17 protein-coding genes are annotated in these 18,940 nt (G+C 64.3%); 8 read left to right on the top strand and 9 right to left on the bottom strand.

Going from position 1 to position 18,940, the window contains the following annotated elements; translation table 11 throughout:
• The first annotated feature begins 26 nt into the window (after positions 1–26).
• The 7 genes from FHR22_RS15945 to FHR22_RS15915 all read left to right on the top strand — a co-directional run bounded on the left by FHR22_RS15945 (position 27) and on the right by FHR22_RS15915 (position 9,340).
• On the top strand, positions 27–1,130 hold the full coding sequence (locus FHR22_RS15945; protein ID WP_243853760.1) for a sigma-54 interaction domain-containing protein: 1,104 nt from the start codon (positions 27–29) through the stop codon (positions 1,128–1,130).
• A 161-nt stretch (positions 1,131–1,291) separates the two neighbouring features.
• A complete protein-coding gene (locus FHR22_RS15940) occupies positions 1,292–2,422 on the top strand; it encodes an ABC transporter substrate-binding protein (RefSeq protein WP_341786639.1) in 1,131 nt (376 codons plus the stop codon).
• A gap of 3 nt (positions 2,423–2,425) precedes the next feature.
• Positions 2,426–3,172, top strand: coding sequence for a class II aldolase/adducin family protein (locus tag FHR22_RS15935; RefSeq protein WP_166944596.1), 747 nt, complete (start codon positions 2,426–2,428; stop codon positions 3,170–3,172).
• 67 nt (positions 3,173–3,239) lie between these two features.
• Entirely contained in the window at positions 3,240–4,601 is a 1,362-nt protein-coding gene (locus FHR22_RS15930; RefSeq protein ID WP_166944594.1) for an LLM class flavin-dependent oxidoreductase, read from the top strand.
• 11 nt (positions 4,602–4,612) lie between these two features.
• Complete coding sequence (locus tag FHR22_RS15925) at positions 4,613–5,671, top strand: ABC transporter substrate-binding protein (RefSeq protein ID WP_166944592.1); 1,059 nt, start codon at positions 4,613–4,615, stop codon at positions 5,669–5,671.
• A gap of 98 nt (positions 5,672–5,769) precedes the next feature.
• On the top strand, positions 5,770–7,494 hold the full coding sequence (locus FHR22_RS15920; protein ID WP_243853759.1) for an ABC transporter ATP-binding protein: 1,725 nt from the start codon (positions 5,770–5,772) through the stop codon (positions 7,492–7,494).
• Between the two features lie 4 nt (positions 7,495–7,498).
• Positions 7,499–9,340 (top strand): ABC transporter ATP-binding protein, encoded by a 1,842-nt coding sequence (locus tag FHR22_RS15915; protein ID WP_166944588.1) that lies wholly within the window; start codon positions 7,499–7,501, stop codon positions 9,338–9,340.
• Positions 9,341–9,360: 20 nt separating this feature from the next.
• Here the strand turns inward: FHR22_RS15915 and FHR22_RS15910 are convergent, their stop codons facing one another.
• The 7 genes from FHR22_RS15910 to FHR22_RS22560 form a co-directional block, all read right to left on the bottom strand.
• Entirely contained in the window at positions 9,361–10,710 is a 1,350-nt protein-coding gene (locus FHR22_RS15910) for an LLM class flavin-dependent oxidoreductase (protein ID WP_166944586.1), read from the bottom strand.
• A gap of 24 nt (positions 10,711–10,734) precedes the next feature.
• Positions 10,735–10,935 carry a hypothetical protein gene (locus FHR22_RS15905; protein WP_166944584.1) on the bottom strand — a complete coding sequence of 67 codons (201 nt, stop codon included), beginning with the start codon at positions 10,933–10,935 and terminating at the stop codon, positions 10,735–10,737.
• A gap of 47 nt (positions 10,936–10,982) precedes the next feature.
• Complete coding sequence (locus FHR22_RS15900) at positions 10,983–11,822, bottom strand: CmcJ/NvfI family oxidoreductase (RefSeq protein ID WP_166944582.1); 840 nt, start codon at positions 11,820–11,822, stop codon at positions 10,983–10,985.
• Positions 11,823–12,020: 198 nt separating this feature from the next.
• A complete protein-coding gene (locus tag FHR22_RS15895) occupies positions 12,021–12,302 on the bottom strand; it encodes an OsmC family protein (protein WP_166944580.1) in 282 nt (93 codons plus the stop codon).
• 184 nt (positions 12,303–12,486) lie between these two features.
• Positions 12,487–12,894, bottom strand: a complete 408-nt coding sequence (locus FHR22_RS15890; RefSeq protein WP_166944578.1) for a hypothetical protein — start codon at positions 12,892–12,894, stop codon at positions 12,487–12,489.
• 197 nt (positions 12,895–13,091) lie between these two features.
• A complete protein-coding gene (locus FHR22_RS22690; protein WP_166944576.1) occupies positions 13,092–13,259 on the bottom strand; it encodes a hypothetical protein in 168 nt (55 codons plus the stop codon).
• Positions 13,256–14,083, bottom strand: a complete 828-nt coding sequence (locus FHR22_RS22560) for a TonB-dependent receptor domain-containing protein (protein WP_166944574.1) — start codon at positions 14,081–14,083, stop codon at positions 13,256–13,258. The genes FHR22_RS22690 and FHR22_RS22560 overlap by 4 nt, the downstream gene beginning before the upstream one ends.
• A gap of 117 nt (positions 14,084–14,200) precedes the next feature.
• Here FHR22_RS22560 and FHR22_RS15875 point away from each other — a divergent pair, with 117 nt between their 5' ends.
• Complete coding sequence (locus FHR22_RS15875) at positions 14,201–16,258, top strand: CocE/NonD family hydrolase (RefSeq protein ID WP_208417740.1); 2,058 nt, start codon at positions 14,201–14,203, stop codon at positions 16,256–16,258.
• Between the two features lie 108 nt (positions 16,259–16,366).
• Here the strand turns inward: FHR22_RS15875 and FHR22_RS15870 are convergent, their stop codons facing one another.
• Positions 16,367–18,235 carry a sensor histidine kinase gene (locus FHR22_RS15870; RefSeq protein ID WP_166944572.1) on the bottom strand — a complete coding sequence of 623 codons (1,869 nt, stop codon included), beginning with the start codon at positions 18,233–18,235 and terminating at the stop codon, positions 16,367–16,369.
• A 13-nt stretch (positions 18,236–18,248) separates the two neighbouring features.
• A complete protein-coding gene (locus FHR22_RS15865; RefSeq protein WP_166944570.1) occupies positions 18,249–18,899 on the bottom strand; it encodes a response regulator in 651 nt (216 codons plus the stop codon).
• Positions 18,900–18,940: the final 41 nt, after the last annotated feature.

The raw sequence follows: 18,940 nt of genomic DNA, 5'->3' as shown, positions 1-18,940 counted from the left end.
CCCTCGCAATGAGGCACGGAGGGCGCATGACAATCACCTCACCGGAAAGAACTCCGCACGCCGCGGACGTCGGGCTCATGTCGGCCGCGAAGGGCGACGGGCCGCCGCTGCTGGCCTATGATTGCGACGCGCACCATGCCGTGGGTCCCCGTGCCCGCGCGCTCATTTTCAACGATCCGCGCTCGCGCGCGTTGCTTCCGCTGATCGCGCGCGTCGCGCCGAGCGATGCGCATGTGCTCATCATGGGCGAGACCGGGACGGGCAAGGAACTGGTCGCGCGCTATGTCCATAGCCTCAGCAGCCGCGCCGACACGCCGTTCGTCGCGGTCAACTGCGGCGCCTTTTCCGAATCGATGATCGAGGGCGAGCTCTTCGGATATGAGAAGGGCGCCTTTACCGGCGCGGCCGTTGCCCGTCCGGGCTGGTTCGAGGCGGCAAACGGCGGCACCTTATTTCTCGATGAACTGGGCGATCTGCCGCTCGCATTGCAGGTGAAGCTGCTGCGCGTTCTGCAGGAGCGCGAAGTGGTCCGGCTCGGATCGCGCAAACCGATACCGCTCGACGTGCGGGTGATCGCGGCGACCAATGTCGAGCTTCAGCAGGCGGTAAAGGAGGGCCGCTTCCGGTCCGATCTCTATTACCGGCTGCAGGTCGTCCCGATTTCGCTGCTTCCGCTACGCGAACGGCGCGCCGACATCCTGCCGCTCGCGCGCCACTTCCTCGAAGTCTATGGTGCGCGCGTGCGTGCCAGCCGCCTGGACCTCAGCGTCGCGGCCGAAGAAGCGCTGTTCCAGCACGATTGGCCGGGCAATATTCGCGAGCTTGAAAATGCCATCCACCGCGGCACGCTCGTCTGTGAGGACGGCCGGATTTCGCCGGCGCATCTCGGTCTCGACGACGGCGAGAGCGAACTCGACCACGGCGCCGGAGGCTCGCTCGAGGATGCGATGCGGCCCTTCGTACGGCGCCTGATCAAGAGCGACCATGCGAACCTGCTCGACCGGCTGGTCGCCTTCACGGTGACCGAGGCATTCCGGCAATCCAACCAGAACCAGATCAAGACCGCCGAAGCCCTCGGCGTGACGCGCAACGTCGTGCGCACGCATCTCAAAAATCTCGGCATGATCTGACGGTAGGCAAGCGGCGGCTGCAAATCCAACAGCGCCGCTGTTCAATATGCCGCAGCGCCGGGCAGGGCGTTTCGTGAAGAACGTCGCATTTCAGCCGAATTTTCGACTGGCATAGCTCTTGCTCATCACCGGACGTGAAATGAGCCGGGAGCTGCCGATCCGTGTCGACCCTGTTGAAACCCGAACAAGCCCCGCGCTCCGGCGCGGCGACGCTGCCGCAAGAAATATGGTTCACCCGCTGCCCGGTGCCGACCGCGACGGGGATCGCCTACAAGCTCGGCTGGCTGACCGAGGCCTTCGAGAGCGACGGGATCGCGCTCCGCACGCTGCAGGAATCGGGATCCGAGCTCGGCCGCCACCATTATGACCACCGCCTGCCGACGTTGATCCGCGAAGGCGGCAACATGCTCGCCATCGCGGCGCGCGCCCAGCGCGAACCGACGAAGCTCGTCGGCCTGACCTGGATCGAGGAAAGCCAGCTGATCCTCGCGCGCCCCGGATCGGGCATCGCGTCGGCCGCCGACCTGGAAGGCAAGCGCTTGGCGCTCCCGGGCTGGAGCGAGAATGATATTCCGGACCATGTGCGCGGCACCAGCATCGCGCGCGGCATGTCGCTCGCGGGCTATAAGGGCGCGCTGGCGTCTGCCGGACTGACGCTCGACGATGTGACCCTGGTCGAGACGCCCGACCGATTGCGCAATATCGGCGGTGCCGGCCGCGACCTGTTGCCGCGCAGCGAGGGACGCCGCAGCGGCGTCGGGCGCCTGTGGCCGATCGAGGCGCTCGCCGATGGCCGGGTCGATGCCATTTATGTGAAGGGCGCTGCCGCGCTCGATCAGGCGCGCGAGGCAGGACTTGTCGTCGCGATCGATCTCGACGCGCTGCCCGATCCGCGCTTCCGCGTGAATAACGGCACCCCGCGTCCGATCACGGTGCATCAGAGCCTGATCGACGATCATTTCGATCTGCTGGTCCGCTTTCTGGCCGTGACGCTCCGCGCGGCGGACTGGGTCGCGGCGCAGCCGAATCGCCTGCGCGACATATTGGAGCATGAGACCGAAGGCAGCGCCGCTTCGGTCGACCGGGCCTATGCGCGGCTCCACGAAGGCTTGCATCCGACACTGGGTGACGAGCGGCTGGCGCTGCTCGACCAGCAAAAGCGGTTCCTGTTCACGCACGGCTTCCTCGATGCCGATTTTGCGCTTGGGGACTGGGTCGATCGCCGACCGCTGGACGCGGCTTACAAATTGAATGCCGAACGCAATCCCACCCTTTCAACCGGAGGAAATTGAATCATGTCCAATACAAATGGTCTGTCCGCGGAGGCGATCGCCTTCATCAATCAGGCGAGCGACGATGCGCGCCGCGCCTTTCGCCTGCTGCGCGAGAGCCGCACCGTCTCGGCGAGCGGCACGCTGGGTTTCGCGGTCCGTATCCCGGGCGAAGAGAAGATTGCGACATTGAGCTATGTCGGCCTTTGGGAAGACGATCCCGACAAGCCGCGCGTCAGCGTCATCGATTTCGAGGGTAATCGCCTGTGGGGCGAGGCGACCGGCGGCGAAGCCCGCTACCTCAAGATCTTCAAGAAATATCCCGACTTCAAGGCGATCAGCCACATTCATACGCCACACCTCGGCGCCTATTCGCAGGCGCATCAGGAACTGCCGCTGCTCTATGTGCCGAACCGCCGCTTCCGCTTCACCGCGAAGCTTCCGGTCTATATCAACCGCCGCCAGGGCGAACCCGACTTCATCCTCGACGCGATCGAGCAGGACCGCGAAGTGCCTGGCATCGTCGAGGCCAATGGCGGCGCGACGATCTGGAGCTGGAAGGGCATTCGCGATCTCGCCAACACGATCGTGCTGCTCGAGGAAGGCGCGCAGTTCCAGATCCTCGCCGCGGCGCTCGGCGGCTCGCGGCCCTTCGGTCCCGGCGTGCTCGAACAGCAGTGGAAGATGGGCAAGCTTGTCCCGCCCGACGCCCGTGTCGACGACGACGGCACGATCCATCTGCCCGAAGCGGCGGTGCAGGCCGCCGAATGACGTCGCGGCGTCCCGCGCTCCAAGGGAGCCGCGGGCGCCGGACCCATCCTTTTTGCGGAGCGATCCCATGAGCCAACATAAACGCCAACTCGCGCTGGCTGTCTTTCTCACGCGGCATGGCCACCATCCCGGCGCCTGGCGCCAGCCCGGAACCGCAAGCACCGGCAAGCCCGATTTTGGCTATTGGGCCGATCTCGTCCGCACCGCCGAACGTGGCAAGCTCGATGCGGCCTTCTTCGCCGATTTCGTCGGCCAGAGCGGCGACAGCACGCGGGGGATCGAGCGGCGGCACGCCTTTCTCGACTTCGAGCCGCTCACCGCGATCGCGGCGCTGGCGAGCATCACCAGCCACATCGGGCTGGTCGCGACGGTGAACACCAATTTCGAGCAGCCCTATGCGCTCGCGCGGCGTTTCGCCTCGCTCGATCATATCAGCGGCGGCCGGACCGGCTGGAATATCGTGTCGTCGCTCGCCGATGGAGCCGCGAAAAGTTTCGGCATCGATCAGCCCGCGACGCACGCCGAGCGCTATGCCCGCGCGCATGATTTCACCGAGCTGGCCAAGGCGCTGTGGAACAGCTGGGAGGATGACGCCTTCGACAGCGCCGACAAGGAGAGCGGGGTCTATCTGAACGCCGATGCGGTCCATCCGGTCCATTATCGCGGGCCCTATTATCACATCGATTCGATTCTCGACATGCCGCGTCCGATCCAGGGCTATCCGGTCTTCGCGCAGGCGGGCAATTCGGAGGTCGGGCGCGATTTCGCCGCGCGCCATGCCGAGATGATCTATGCGGCGGCGCAGTTCATCGAGGATGCGCAGGCCTTCTACAAGGATGTGAAGGGCCGCGTCACCGGTTACGGCCGCGATCCCGATACGCTGAAGGTCATGCCGGGCCTTTCCTACACCATCGGATCGAGCTTGCAGGAAGCGCAGGACAAGTTCGGTGCGCTGGAAGAGAAGGTCGACTTCGGCGGCGACCTCAACCTTATGGGCCAGGATGTGAGTGCGTACCCGCTCGATGGCCCGCTGCCCGATCTGCCCGAACCCGAAAATGGCAAGGGCCGCTGGCGCCAACTCACCGCGCTCGCGCGGCGCGAGAATCTGACCATCCGCCAGCTCTTCCTCCGCTTCAACGCGGTTCGCGGCCACCGCGTCGTGCTCGGCACGCCCAAGGACATCGCCGACCAGATCCAGGACTGGTTCGAGCGCGATGCCGCCGACGGGTTCAACCTGATCCCGCCGCTGCTCCCGAGTTCACTGGAGGATTTCGTCGATCTGGTGGTGCCGGAACTCCAGCGCCGCGGCCTGTTCCGAACTGAATATGAGGGCACGACGCTGCGCGATCATTTGAATTTACCGCGCCCCGAAAATCCCAACACCCGCGCGGCAAGCGTCGCCGCACCCGCCCTCGAACCCGCGAACTGAGGAGATAGTTCATGAGCCAGAAACTCGACACGCTCTGGTATACGCGCTGTCCGGTCCCGACCGGGCTCGGCATCGCGTTGCAGCAAGGATGGCTGGAGCAGGCGTTTGCCGATCAGGGCACGAGCCTCTCGTCGCTCCTCGAATCGAATGATTTTGCGAAGCGCGAATCCCATTTCTCGCACACGGTGCAGAATTCGGTTCGCCACGGCGGCAATATCCCTGCGATCAGCGCGAAGGCGCGCGGGCGCGATACGCGCGTGATCGGCTTGTCCTGGGCCGATGAGACGCAGTTGATCCTTGCGAGCCCCGAATCGGGCATCACCTCGGTGCGCGATCTCAAGGGACGGCGCTTCGGCCTGCCCAACTGGAAGACTGTCGAGATCGACTTCACCCGCGCGCAGGCGCTTCGCGGGCTTGAAAACGCCTTGCGGCTCGAAGGTCTCGAAGTGTCCGACGTCGAGATCGTCGACCAGGATATCGACACGCACTATAGTGACGGGCAGGCGGAAAATGTCGGCGGCACGCTCGCCTGGAACGGCCGCAGCACGACGCGCGCCCGCGCCAATAATCTGGAGCTCATCGCGCTGCTGCGCGGCGAGGTCGATGCGATCTTCCTCAAAGGCGCATCGGGCGCGCAGATCGCCCATCAGTTCGGACTGACGACGGTGATCGACACCGGCATCCATCCCGATCCGCTCGTGCGTGCGAACAATGGCACGCCGCGGACACTCGCGGTCGACGGGCATCTTCTCGACAATCATTTCGACGCCGCGGTGACGATCGTCGAACAGGTGCTTCGCGCTGAGGCCTGGGCACAGGCGCATCCGTCCGAGGTTCGCCGCTATCTCGCGCGCGAGACCAACAGCAGCGAATATTGGGTCAGCATCGCTTATGGCGAAGACGCACAGAAACGGCTGAAGACCGATCTGTCCGAACAGTCGATCGCCGGCATCCAGCATTTCACCGACTTCCTGCATCGCTGGAATTTCATTCCCGAAAGCTTCGACGTGCGTCAGTGGATCGATGCGCGGCCGCTCGATGCGGCGCGTGCCTTGCCCATCGCCGTCTGAGCGGACCGGGGCGCGCTTGCATGGCAGCGGGGGGCAGGCCTGCAAGCGCGTTCCTTCGGCGTAGCCCGTTGCTGCGCTGTCTCGCCATTTATGGCGAGATGCCCGGACGCTTCTTGCTGACCGCGATCCTGCTCGCGGCGGTCAATATCGCGCTCGTCGCGCAGCAGGTGCTGCTCGGTCATGCGGTACAGGAAGCGCAGCACGGGACGCTCGTCGCCGTCGGTTCGGGCGGGGCGCTCGATTATGACCGCGCCTGGTTCTGGGGCGCGCTGCTCATCGGCCTCGCGCTCGCGCGCAGCGCCGTGCAATATGGCGCGGGGCTGCTCTCGCTCGCGATCGGGCAGGAACTGCTCACGACCTTGCGTCAGCGCATTCTGGTCCAGATTCAGCGGCTCGATCTGGCCTATCATTGGCGGCACGGCGTCGGCGAGATGGTGACGCGCATGACGCGCGATGCCGACAAGGTGCGCGACGCGCTGATCAACTTCTGGCGGCAGATTTTCGAGACCGGGCTGATCGTGCTCATCTCGCTGGGGCTGCTGTTCTTCTATTCGCCCTGGCTCGCGCTGGTGCCGCTTGTCCTGCTGATCGCCGGCATCGCGAAACTCTGGTCGGAGGCCGACACATTGGTCGCGCTCGACCGGCGGATCGGCGATGCCTATGATGCGGTGACGCAGGATCTCTCCGAAGGCGTCAACGGCGTCCGGGTGATCAAGGCCTTCTCGCTGGGCCCGGCGCGCGCCGAGCGGTTCCGCCGCCATGTCGACCTGTTTCGCGCCGAGGCACGCGCCGCGATCCGCCACGCATCGCGGAGCGTTCCGCTGCCGCAGGCCATCATTGCCCTCTCGCATGCCTGGGTGCTGGGCTTCGGCGCGTGGATGGTCGCGCACGATATGATCGGGCTCGGCGCACTGGTCGCCGCGCTGCTCGTGGTCAACAATCTCGTGCTCCGGATCGAGGGGATCGGGCGTCTTTTGCAGGTGATCGCCGACGCCCGCGCTTCGGCCGCGCGCATCTGGGACGTGCTCGATGCCGAGCCCGTGATCCATTCGGGCGACCGGCGCCTGCCGGCGGGGCCGCTCGGCCTTCGCCTGTCGCATGTGTCGGCGTCGCCGCTCGGCGATGGCGCTGCGGTGCTCCACAATCTCGACCTTTCGGTCGCGCCGGGCGAGATCGTCGCGCTGGTCGGGGCGACGGGGTCGGGCAAGAGCATCCTCACCGCACTCCTGCCGCGGCTGGTCGAGGTCGATGCCGGCGCGGTCGAAATCGGATCGGCCGCGGCGGGATGGCACGATGTCCGCGATACGGATCTCGCCGACCTGCGCCGCCGCGTGCATGTCCTGCCGCAAGAGAGCTTTCTGTTTTCGGATACGCTGGCGGCGAACCTTCGGCTCTGCGCGCCCGAAGCGAGCGATGCAGAGCTGGAGGCGGCGCTTGAGAAGGCGGCCGCCGGCGAGCTTCTGGCGCGGCTAGCCGACGGGCTCGATACGCGCGTCGGCGACCGCGGTGCGACGCTGTCGGGCGGGCAGCGCCAGCGCGTCTGTCTCGCGCGGGCGCTGCTTGCCGATGCGGATATACTGGTGCTCGACGACGCCACCAGCGCGCTCGATGCGCGGACCGAACGCCGCGCGATCGATACTATCCGCGGTCTGCGAAGGGACGGCGGGCGCCCGATCACGATGCTGATCGTCGCGAGCCGGCTTTCGACCGTGCGGATCGCCGATCGCGTCGTCCTCCTGTCGGGTGGCCGCATCGTTGCCGAAGGCCCGCACGAGCGGCTGGCCGAAGCGAGCGCGGCCTATCGCGCGCTGATGGGACTGTGACGCGATGAACGCATTTCGCGGCGACAGCGCGCTGTCCGACATCGAGATCGAAGAGAAATTCTCGCAGCGCAAGCTCGGCCAGAGCGTCGCGAGCCGCCTCCTGCCGTTGGTCGCCCCGGTGCGGCGGCAGATCGCCGCGGTGATCGGGATCGAGCTGATGCAGGTGCTCGCCATCTTCGCGCGCCCGCTGCTCATCGGCCTCGTCATCGACCATGGCCTGCGCCAGGGCGCGGTCGACGCGTCGCTGATCGCATGGGCATGCCTCGGCCTCGCCGCGAGCTGGGCGCTGCGCTTCGGTCTGGGCGGTTTGTCGCAATATCACGCGGGAATTGCGGCCATTCGCGTGCTCAACGACCTGCGCGCGCGGGTGTTCGCGCACGTCCAGACGCTTAGCGTCGGATATTTCGACCGGACGAAGGCGGGACGGATCATCGCGCGTGCCGACCGCGATGTCGACACGCTCGAACCGCTGCTGATCCAGGGGCCGCCCGAATTTCTCTCGGCGATCCTGCGCCTGCTTTTGTCGGCGTTTCTGCTTTGGCTCATCGCGCCGATCCTGCTCGCCGGGCTGGCGCTGGTCGTCGTCGCCCTGATCGCCGCAAGCCTCGCGTTCAAGCGCGTATCGCAGCGCAGCTGGGCGCGCGTCGCCGAAAACCGCAGCCGCTTCACGGCGCATCTGGTCGAGACGGTCGCGGGGGTGCGGCTGATCAAGCAGTCGGGGCGCGACAAGGAAAATCTCGTCAAATATCGCGGGCTCCTCGAGGACTTCAACCGCTCGCTCATTTCGGGTAACTTGCGCTCCGGATGGTTCGCGCCCTTCACGGGGCTGCTCGCCACCACCGGGCTCGCGCTGACGCTGATCATCGGCGGCCGCGGCGTGGCGCTCGGTACGCTCAGCCTCGGTGAGCTCACGCAGAGCCTGTTCTTCGTCTTTCTCTTTCTCGCGCCGCTTCAGGAATTCAGCGATCTTTTCGAGCGCTTCGCCAATGGCACCGCCTGCGCCCAGCGCATCTTCCTGCTTCTCGATACCGCGCCCGAGATCGTCGATGCCGACGGCGCGGTCACCTTGCCGGCGGTCGAGGGCGCGATCGAATTTCGCGGCGTCCATTTCGGTTATCTTCCGGGCCGCCCGGTCATCCGGAACCTCGACCTCATTATCGCGCCGGGCGAACTGCTCGCGATCGTCGGGCCGACCGGTCATGGGAAAAGCACGCTCGTCCAGTTGCTGACGCGCTTCTACGATGTCGATGCGGGCGCGGTGTTGCTCGATGGGTGCGATATTAGGACGATTTCCGAACAGAGTCTGCGCAGCCATATCGGCGTGGTGCTCCAGGACAATGTGCTGTTCGGCGGAACGGTGCTCGACAATCTGCGCCTCGCCAAACCGGGCGCCAGCGACGCCGAACTGATCGCGGCGGCGACACGGATCGGGGCGCACGACGTCCTGCAATCGCTTCCGCACGGCTACGATACCCAGGTCGGACCGCTCGGTGGACAGCTGAGCCAGGGGCAGCGCCAGCTCGTCTGCCTTGTCCGCGCCTATCTTGCGAACCCGTCCGTACTCGTTCTCGATGAGGCGACTTCGGCGATCGATGTCAGCACCGAGCGGCGCATCCAGCAAGCGTTTCGGGTGCTGAGCGAAGGGCGCACCACGCTCGTCATCGCGCACCGGCTGGAGACGATACGGGCGGCGCACCGCATCGCCGTGATCGAAGAAGGCGAAGTGCGCGAGATCGGGACGCATGACGCGTTGATCGCGAAGCGCGGCCACTATGCTGCTCTCCATGACAGTTATGAGGAGGCTGCAGGCCGCGAAGGGTCCGCAGCCTGTGCAATCAACGCTTAGGTAGGCGTTGCGGCGCCTTGTTATTCCGCGCCTTCGTCGCGGCGCTGTGCGAAGAAGCGATTCTCCGGACGGGGTAGCCCCAAATGATCGCGGAGCGTCACGCCCGCATAATCCTTCCGAAAGATACCGCGCCGCTGAAGCTCGGGAACGACGCGGTCGACGAAATCGTCGAGGCCCGCCGGCAGATAGGGAAACATGATATTGAACCCGTCGGACGCGCGCGTGTCGAGCCATTCCTCCATTGCGTCCGCAATCGTCTTCGGCGTACCGACGAAGGCGAGGCCGCTGTAGCTGCCTGCGCGCGCGGCGAGTTCGCGAATGGTCAGCTTCTCGCGGCTCGCGGCCTCGACGATACGCGCCCGCGAACTCTGACTGGCGTTGGTTTCGGGGATGTCCGGAAGCGGCCCATCGGGGTCGTAGACCGAGACGTCATGCCCAAGCATGCCCGAGAGTGAATGAATGCCACTGTCATAATGGACGAGGCTGTCGAGATGGGCGCGTTTCGCCTGCGCTTCCTCGACGGTGTCGCCCACCACGACGAAGGCGGCCGGCAGAACGCGCAGCAGGTCCGGATCGCGTCCGTACCCGGTCATGCGCTGCCGGATATCGGCGTGGAAATCGCGCGAGCGCTCGATCGAGGATTCGGCGGCGAAGATAACCTCCGCGGTGGCGGCAGCGAGGTCGCGTCCTGCCTCCGACGCGCCCGCCTGGACGATCACCGGCCAGCCTTGGATCGGCCTTGCGATGTTGAGCGGGCCGCGCACCGACAGATAGTCGCCCTTGTGCGCCAGCACATGCATTTTCGCCGGATCGAAATAGAGGCCGGTGGCGGTGTCGCGCGGAAAGGCGTCGTCGGCAAAGCTGTCCCACAGGCCGGTCACGACGTCGTGGAACTCGCGCGCCCTGCGGTAGCGTTCGTCATGATCGATTTCGTCGTCATAGCCGAAGTTGAGCGCGGCATCGGGATTGGCGGTGGTGACGATGTTCCAGCCCGCGCGGCCGCCGCTGATATGGTCGAGCGAAGCGAAGCGGCGGGCGATATGATAAGGTTCGTCGAAGGTCGTCGAGGCGGTGGCGACGAGGCCGATCCTGTCGGTCGCGCCGGCGAGCGCCGACAGCAAGGTGAAAGGTTCGAGCGAGGTGACCGTATGGCTGCGCTTCAGCGCATCGACCGGCATGTTGAGGACCGCGAGATGGTCCGCCATGAAAAAGGCGTCGAACTTCGCCGCCTCGAGCCGCTGCGCGAGATGGCGGATGAGCGGGAAGTTGAAATTGGCATCGGGCACCGCGCCCGGATAGCGCCAGGCGCCGGTGTGGATCGAAATCGGGCGCATGAAGGCGCCCAGATGCAGCTGGCGTTCGCGGGTCAAATCAGTCTCCGGGAAGGATGGTTGTCATGGCCAGAAGCGGCCAAGCGCGAACAGGTCGCCCGATGTTTGCGGTCCGGCAGGACGACCCTGCGGTTCGGACGGATCGCGATCCCGTTCGGCGACAAGTATGCGCATCGCGCGCGGGGCCGCGCCGCCCGCCGCGGCGCTGCATTCGAAGCAGGCCGACAGGTCGCGCAGCACGAGGGGTGAGGGGGCCTGGGTCATGGTCAGGCCCGATGTCCCTTGGCCAAGGCGCTGCCGATGGTCATCGCCTAGCCGTAGAATATCAGCGCGCGTGTCTCGATACTCTCGCGCGGGGGGGCATCGTCGGGGATCGTCGGATCATCGAAGGCGCTGTGCGGTGAAAAGCGCGCCACGCCGCTTTCGTCCGAATCATAGCTTTTGATCAGGATCGCTTCGTCGGGCCGAAGCTCCGGAAAATAGAACCAGCGCTGGCCGTCGCTGTGACCGATCGCGTAGATTTCGCCGACACGGTCCCGGTACACGAGATCGGTGACCACCAGATCGCCGCGCGCGAGCGATCGCGCGTCGCATAGAGCGAGCGGATGCCGCAAGACCGGACGCGCGATCGGGCGCCACAGATTGACGATTGCGAAGCGGCCACCGAGCCAATGCGCCGGATTATAGCCGCGCGCGGCAAGCTCGCGCTGGGCGCGGTCGCGGCCCGACCGGTGGGTGAAATCATTATGGGTACGGATGACCGGCGCCTTGATGCCGGCCTCACCCGCGTCGGCGCGCGCGGCATTGCGGACATTGTGATCGAAGTTGAGCACGAACTCGGCATCGGTGGCCTTGCGCAGCTGCTCTTCGACCTCCGCATAATAGTGCCGGCGGATCGCCGCTTCATCGTCGAACGCCGTGAAGCGCGCGGGGCCGTGGAAAAGCGCGAAGCCCGACCTGTCGAGGGTCAGGCTATGCGCCAGCGGCCGGCCGTCCTCGATGGTCATATCATGGGCGTCATAGGTCCCCGACTGCAGCGGTATGCCGGGAGGCGGCTCGAACTGATAGGCGACCGGCCGTTCGGTCATCGGGCGGAGAAAGTTGAGCGGCGCGGTCACCGTTCTGGAACGGGCAAGGTCGAGTGCCGTCATGGCCGCTCTGCCGTCGGAAGGGACATGGTCGACACCTCCTGTTGTTCAGCGATACGCACAATCTCTACTGAATCAGAAGAGAATAAAGCGAGCATTTCTAGCCCCTGCAGAAGAGGAGCTTTGCGCGGGATGGAGACGGGACCGCGATGCGGTCTGATCTGTCGTTGACCGGACCCGCGGAAGCGGGTCCGGCCTCGACTATTTGCCAGGCCTATGCCTCACGCGGCCGGCTTGGCGGCCTTCCGAATAACGGCCGCGGACGACGCTGCCCTTCACGGCCTGACCATCCTTGAGCAAATTATAGACGGGGCAGGTCGCCTCGACCGCCTGGCGAAGGCCATCGATCTCGGCGGCGCTCGCCGGGCTTTCGATATGGACCGTATATTTGAGATCCTGATATCGCGGCGGCTGCGTCGTACCGGCGCCGATCCGCGGCGTGAGCTTGCCCTCGACCCGCACTTCGAGGCTGTCGAGTACCACCTGCTCGTCGCCGCCTGAATCTCGAAGATATGCGTGAGGCAGGTGCCAAGCACGCCGACCTGATGTTCCTCGACCGTCGGGGCGAGGCGATAGCCGCCGAATTCCTTGCGGCTGTCATGGACGATCTGGAAATTGCCCTCGCCGGTGCGGGTCGTGCGGATGCCCGTCGCGGGTTCGACCGTCGTCACCGCGCGCAGCGCATAGGGCTTGGGCGGATTGGCGGCGGCGCGTTTGTCGCGGCGCGCTTCTCGACAAGGAAATCGCGCAGACCCGGCGGCAGGTCGGCGTTGTGCGTCGCCGGGCTGGGCTTGAGTATGATCTCGCCGTGCGGGATCGGATAGCCCGCGCTGATCAGATTGAGAACGGGCGATGTCTTTTCGACCGAAGTGCGGAGCGCGGCAAGCTGGGCGTCTGTCGCCTTGGAGTCGATATAGGCAACATAGGTCAGGTTGCGGGGATAGGCGACCTTGCGGGCCTTTTCGATCGTGGGATCGTCGGGATAGCTCGTGAATTCGACCGCGATGTGATCGACCGCGATTTTCTGTGCCGCTGCCTGAATGGCGAACTCGTCGGCGATCGCGCTTGCGAGCACCGCGACCTCGGTATCCCACGATCCCGCGCCGAGATTATAGCCGCCGAAATCGCGGCCGCTGTCGCTCAGATACTGGAAATCGCGAATGCGCAGGCGTCGGACACCCGAGCGGCTTTCCGCGGTAACGCGGGCCTCGAGCAGTTCGGGCTGCGCCGCAGGGGCTTTTCCCTGCTATTCGATCAGCGCGCCCGCGCCGTTCAATCGATGGCGGCGCGGACGATAACGCCAAACCAGCGCGGAATGCCGGGTTTATACTGGTTCCAGCTTGGCTTGAGGCCGGTATCGACGTTGAAGGCATTCTTCGCGACGAGACTGACGTCGAAGCGGTTGTTCGGGAAGGTGAAGCCGAGCGACAGGTCGGTCACGCCCCGGAAATCGGTCCTGGTGTACCGCGACAGCGTCGTGTCGGGATAATAGCCGCTCTGGAAATTATAATTGAGATTGGCGTGGATGACGTGCCCGCTTTCGAGCGGGTAGGAGAAGTCGCCGAACAGGTTCCCGCTCCATTTTGGCGCGCCCGCCAGCGTCTCGCCGCCGGCGTCATAATAGGCGCCCGCCGGATTGCTGCGCCGAGTTCTCCGGGGTTCGCGGCGCGCGGGAAGCTGCGATAGCGCGCATCGGTATAGGCGCCCGCAAAACGCAGCGTCGTATAAGGAATGCCGAAATAGGCGACGTCGAGTTCGACGCCCTTTGAGCGAACCTTCGGCACGTTGCCGAGCGCCGAAAGATAGACGGGCAGGCCGTTGTTGTTGAGCGCTGTCTGCACCTCGTCAAAGACGAAGCTCGGCTGGATATAATTTTCGATATCCTGCCAGAAGCCGGTCGCGCTCAGCGACAATGTGTTGTCGAAGAGGAGCGAACGGAAGCCGAGTTCATAGGCGTCGGTCTTCTCAGTTTCGGCGGTACCCACTTGCCGCCGAGTACCGTCGCCCCCACGATCTGCGAAATGCCCGGCTTCTCGCCATGCTTGTACGTTGCACAAAGCGTATGGTCGTCGGTGACCTTGTAGGTCAGGCCGGTCTCGATCGTCGGCAAGGTCGCCGAGTATTTCTCGGCTTCCGTCCGTTGGTGGAGTGCGCCGATGCGTGCGGCGCGGACCGACTTGGCCGCGCCGACCTGCGAGCGCCAGCTGTGCGGCGCTGTTGGTACCGGTGAGTGCGCCCGCGGCGTTGCCGTTGAAGCCGCCCATCTGGACATCGCTGATCGTTTTGGCTTTCCTTGCTTTGATCCTGTAGCAATAGGTGCAAACATTTTGGTGACGTATGTCGCCGCTACGTTCGGGTGAGGTCTTGGAAGTCGAAAATATTTGGCTACGCTACGTCCGCTCTCGCCGATTGTGGTCGAAAAGCGGAACGGCGCTGACGGCCAAGCCAGACTGTCGCCAAAACCAACGCGGCTCGGCCGCGATCGCGGGTGTATCGACGAGCGCGCGTCGCTGAGGCGCTGCATGATTAAAGGTGGGGGATTCACGGTTATGCGCAGAGGCTTGATCCGGTACGGTTTCGCATTGTCTGCGCTGCTGCTCGGCGTCCTTGCCGGAGCGCCGGCAATGGTTCAGCCGGCGGCAAGCCAGCCGGTTGCCGCCGCAGTAAGCCTCTCGGGGTACGAAGCGCAGGACGTGATGATTCCGATGCGCGATGGCATCCGTCTGCACGCACAGGTCTGGCGCCCCAAAGGCCACATCGGCAAACTCCCCATTCTTATGACGCGGTCGCCTTATGGTTTCACGAGGGGTCGCATCGACAGCGGCCTCGGCAAGACCGGAGGCTATGGAGAACTGGCCGAGGACAAGTTTATCTTCGTCTTTCAGGACATTCGTGGCCGATTCGACTCTGAAGGCGAGTTTGTGAACCTGCGTCCGCTCAAGAAAACGGCGGACGGCATCGACGAAGCTACCGACACGTATGACACCATCGATTGGCTGGTAACGAACTTGCCCGACAATAATGGCAAGGTCGGGGTGTTCGGCGTGTCCTATGGCGGCTGGACCGCCGCCGTGGCGACGGTGAATCCGCATCCGGCGTTAAAAGCCGTGACCTCGCAGGCGTCGCCCGAGGATATGTTCATCGGCGACGACTTCCTGCACAATGGTGCCTTCCGGCTCGATTATGCCTGGTCGTGGGTGTCGGCGCTGGAGACCGACGGCCGGACGATGAACGCTTTCGATTTTGGGACCGACGATGCCTATGACTGGTATCTGAAACAGTCAGACCTCGCCAACATGGATCAGCGGTTGCTGGGCCGCTCGATGCCAAGCTGGCAAAATTTCGTTTCACATCCGAACTATGACCGCTTCTGGCGCGATAGCCGTACTTCGCACATGATGCCTGCACGGGTTGCCGTGCCCAATTTGATCGTCGCCGGCTGGTGGGACCAGGAAGATTTTTATGGTCCGATGACGATCTACGCCAATCAGGAGAAAGGCGACGATCGCGGCCTGAACTATTTGGTCGTCGGGCCATGGAATCATGGGGGCTGGCGCGGCGAGGGCAGCAATTACGGCCCGTTCGATCTGGGCGGCCAAACCGGGCAGTGGTTTCGCAGCTCGGTCGAACTTCCCTGGTTTCGCTATTGGCTGAAAGGCATCGGCAAGCTCGACCAGCCCGAAGCGCTGGTCTTTCAGTCGGGCAGCAATCAGTGGCAGCGCCATTCGCGCTGGCCGGCCGTCGAGGGCAAACGACGCAGCCTGTATTTGCATGCCGACGGCAAGCTCTCCTTCGAGGCTCCCCAGTTGCGCAAGGGTGTCAGCAGTTTTGTTTCGGACCCGGCGAGCCCGGTCCCTTATCGCGATCGCGCCATATTGAAACCGTTCATGCGGCCGGGATCCGACTGGTCAACGTGGATATCCGACGATCAGGCGCCCTTTGCACAGCGCAAGGATGTGCTGTTCTGGCAGACCGAGCCGCTGGCCGAGGATGTTGTCGTGGCTGGCGACATCGCAGCGCGCCTGTTTGCCAGCACAACGGGCACCGATGCCGACTGGGTGGTCAAGCTGGTCGACATCTATCCCTCAGACGTGGCGACACCCGAGGCGATGCGCGGCCGTCAGCGGATGATCGCGAATGACGTGTTCCGTGGCCGCTTTCGCGCCAGCTATGAAAAGCCGGCGGCTATCAAACCGGGCAAGGTGCTGGAGTATAAGATCGACCTCCATTCGGCGTCGCATGTGTTTCGAAAAGGGCACCGTATCGGGGTGCAGGTACAGAGCAGCTGGTTCCCGCTGATCAACCGCAACCCGCAGACGTTCGTACCCAATATCCTGAGAGCGAAGCCGGGGGACTATCGGGCGCAGACACATTCGGTCTTTTACTCGCGCGATTTCCCCTCCTCAATCTCGATGTCCGTCGTGCCCGATGCCAAATGATTTCATTCCCGCTCGAAGAGAAAATCAGCGGGCCATCGCGGCGCGGACAGGGGGGTAACCTGTGTTCATCCGCCTACCTGGTCAGATGATAGCTGTGGCAGCGGCCGATCATCGGGCCTCGGTCTGCCGTACATAGGGGAGCCAAACCGAGATGACCGTCCCTTCGTCGCGAACGGAGGACAAAAGAAACGTGCCGCCGATCGCTTCGGCGCGGCTGCGCATTCCGCAGAGCCCCTGACCACCGGATACGGCGCGGACAGTGTCGAAACCCGAGCCGTTGTCCTTGATCGAAACAGTCACCCCCGGTGCGCCGCCACTTATATACTCGACGCATGCGAGATCGATTCTGGTCGCGCCCGAATGCATCATCACATTGGCCAGCGCCTCCTGGAACAGGCGAAGCAGGTGGAGTGAGTTGGTCGCGTCGAGCCAGTCGATTCTCTCGCACCGATCAACATTCCAGTGGAGCTTGATGCCCGCCTCGACCAGGTCCGGCTCGGACCGATGACGAAAGTTCCCGAGCAACGCCACCACATCGCCTGCAAGGGGTTCCAGTGAGTCGACAGTCAATTTCAGATCGGACAGCGCGCGTTTCAGCGTCGCGATCGATGCCGGCGGGTGATTTTGACGCTCTGCCACGGTCAGCGCCGCGACAAGGTTGGACCCGATTCCGTCGTGCATTTCGCGCATGATGCGACCGCGCTCGGTTTCGAGCGCGCGTGCGACTTCAAGTTCGCGGACTTCCCTTTCGCGCTCCTCAAGGGCTGCGCGCGCATCCTCCACCCTGGTTTCAAGCTCGGCGTTAAGGCCTTCCAATCTTCCGAAGGCAAGATTGGCTCGCCTTCCGAACGACAGCAGCAGGACGAGGCAGAACAGGCTGCCGATATAGGGTTGCAGAAAAAATCCGAGGCCGTCCCAAAGGCGGCTGTCCCATTGTCTGCCTATGTCGTGGGTCGTGCCTGTGATGATCGTTGCGAGGCACAATGTTATCAGCGCGGCGCCGGCATCGCGGGTTCGCCACCAATGGGTCACCAACAGGAAGGCGGTGTAGGCGACGCAGGCCACGGCGAGCAGATTTCCGATGGAGTCGGTGCCGAAGGCGCCCGTCAAGCCCCACTCGACCGTCGCAAACCGGATCAGGCACAGGAGTACGCCCGCGGTCAGCAAGATCGCACCATGGAGCTTCCACCGCGGCAGGCGAACATAGACGAGGCAAAAGGCAAGGCTTGCCGACATGGCCGGATAGACGGCGTAATAGGTCATCGCCTTGAAAGCGACGATGTTGAAAGGCGCCCGTACGGCGGTGAAATTATAATCGCGCGCGAACCACATCAAGCCGAGAATGGCGAGGAGTAACAATTCGGTATCGCCGCGGCGCAGCAGCCAGAACCAGAGTGCCGCGGCGGCGAGGACGATCATGGTGAGATTGGCAGCTTGTACACCCGTGATGCGCCAGAAATGCATTCGTTCGTGCCGCGCATCGAGGGCGGCGGCGGGACCAAGATAATAATCGCCGCTGACCAGGTCGTAATTGCTTTCGATCTTGACCAGCAAGCTGTTGGTGCCGCCGGCAAGCAAGGGGGCGGGCAGGCGAACGATCTGGGGACGATACCAGCCGAGAGCGCGGTCGTCGCCCTCGGTGAAGTTGCGGAAAATCTCCTGCCCGTTGAGCAGGACCGCGATGCGTTCATAGTTATTTTCGGTGTAGAGTGCGACCGGGCCGGCGGGCAGCATCCGGCGATCGAAACGCAGCCGCAGCCAGAGTGTCTTCGTCGTCGAGGTGGCGCCCATCTTTTCGAACGCAAAGCCCCGGTGCGCCGGGCCGCGCACCCAGCCTCCGGCGGGTATCCGCCCGCTGTCGGTGCGAACATAATCGGCATCGGTAAAGCGCAGGATCACCGCGCCATTGCTGTTCTCGCGGACGAAGCCGTTCAGCGGCGGCTCGGCCAGCACGTGCACCGGCCAAGCAAGCAGCAACAGGAATAGCGCCCTAATTGCGCGAAATAAGACCCTGGCTTCCCGCTTCAAACAATGCCTCCGCCCTGCTGTTTACCTCGAGTTTACGGTAGATATTCTTTACGTGAAACCCGATCGTGTTGAGCGAGACGTGCAGAATGTCGCCGCATTCGGCATAGGAAAATCCCCGCGCCAGCAACTGCAGAACCTCGGTCTCGCGTTCCGACAGGGGCGAAACGGGCGGTGGTAATGCGGCCGAACGATCCTCGACCATCTGTTCCATGATGCGGCGGGCGATCACCGGCGATATCGGCGAGCCGCCTCGCCGGATCTCCATGATCGCCTCGACGCAGGATTCGATGCGCTGGTCCTTGAGGAGGTAGCCGCGCGCGCCGGCCCGAATGCTGTCCAGCACCTTCTGCTGATCGGCAAACTGGGTGATGACCAGAATGTCCGTGTCGCGCCCTTTGGCCGCCTCCTTTGCGATCAGCGTGGTGCCGTCGCCGTCGGGAAGGCCGAGGTCGCACAGCAGCACGTCATAACCGCCCGCATCGACGAGGCCGCTGCCGCTGGCCACGCTGTTCGCCTTGTTGACGACCATCATGCCGCTTGCCGCGTTGACGGCGTCGGCGAAGCGTCCGGCCAGTATCGGATCATCCTCGATAATCGCAACGCGTATCACCATCGCAGCCTCCCGTCCTTCATTCCGCCGGAAGATAGCGGTCG

The organism is Sphingopyxis panaciterrae, from assembly GCF_011762125.1.
Lineage (GTDB): Bacteria > Pseudomonadota > Alphaproteobacteria > Sphingomonadales > Sphingomonadaceae > Sphingopyxis > Sphingopyxis panaciterrae.
The sequence above is the reverse complement of the archived record's forward strand: the minus strand, read 5'-3'. Positions and strand labels throughout refer to the sequence as shown.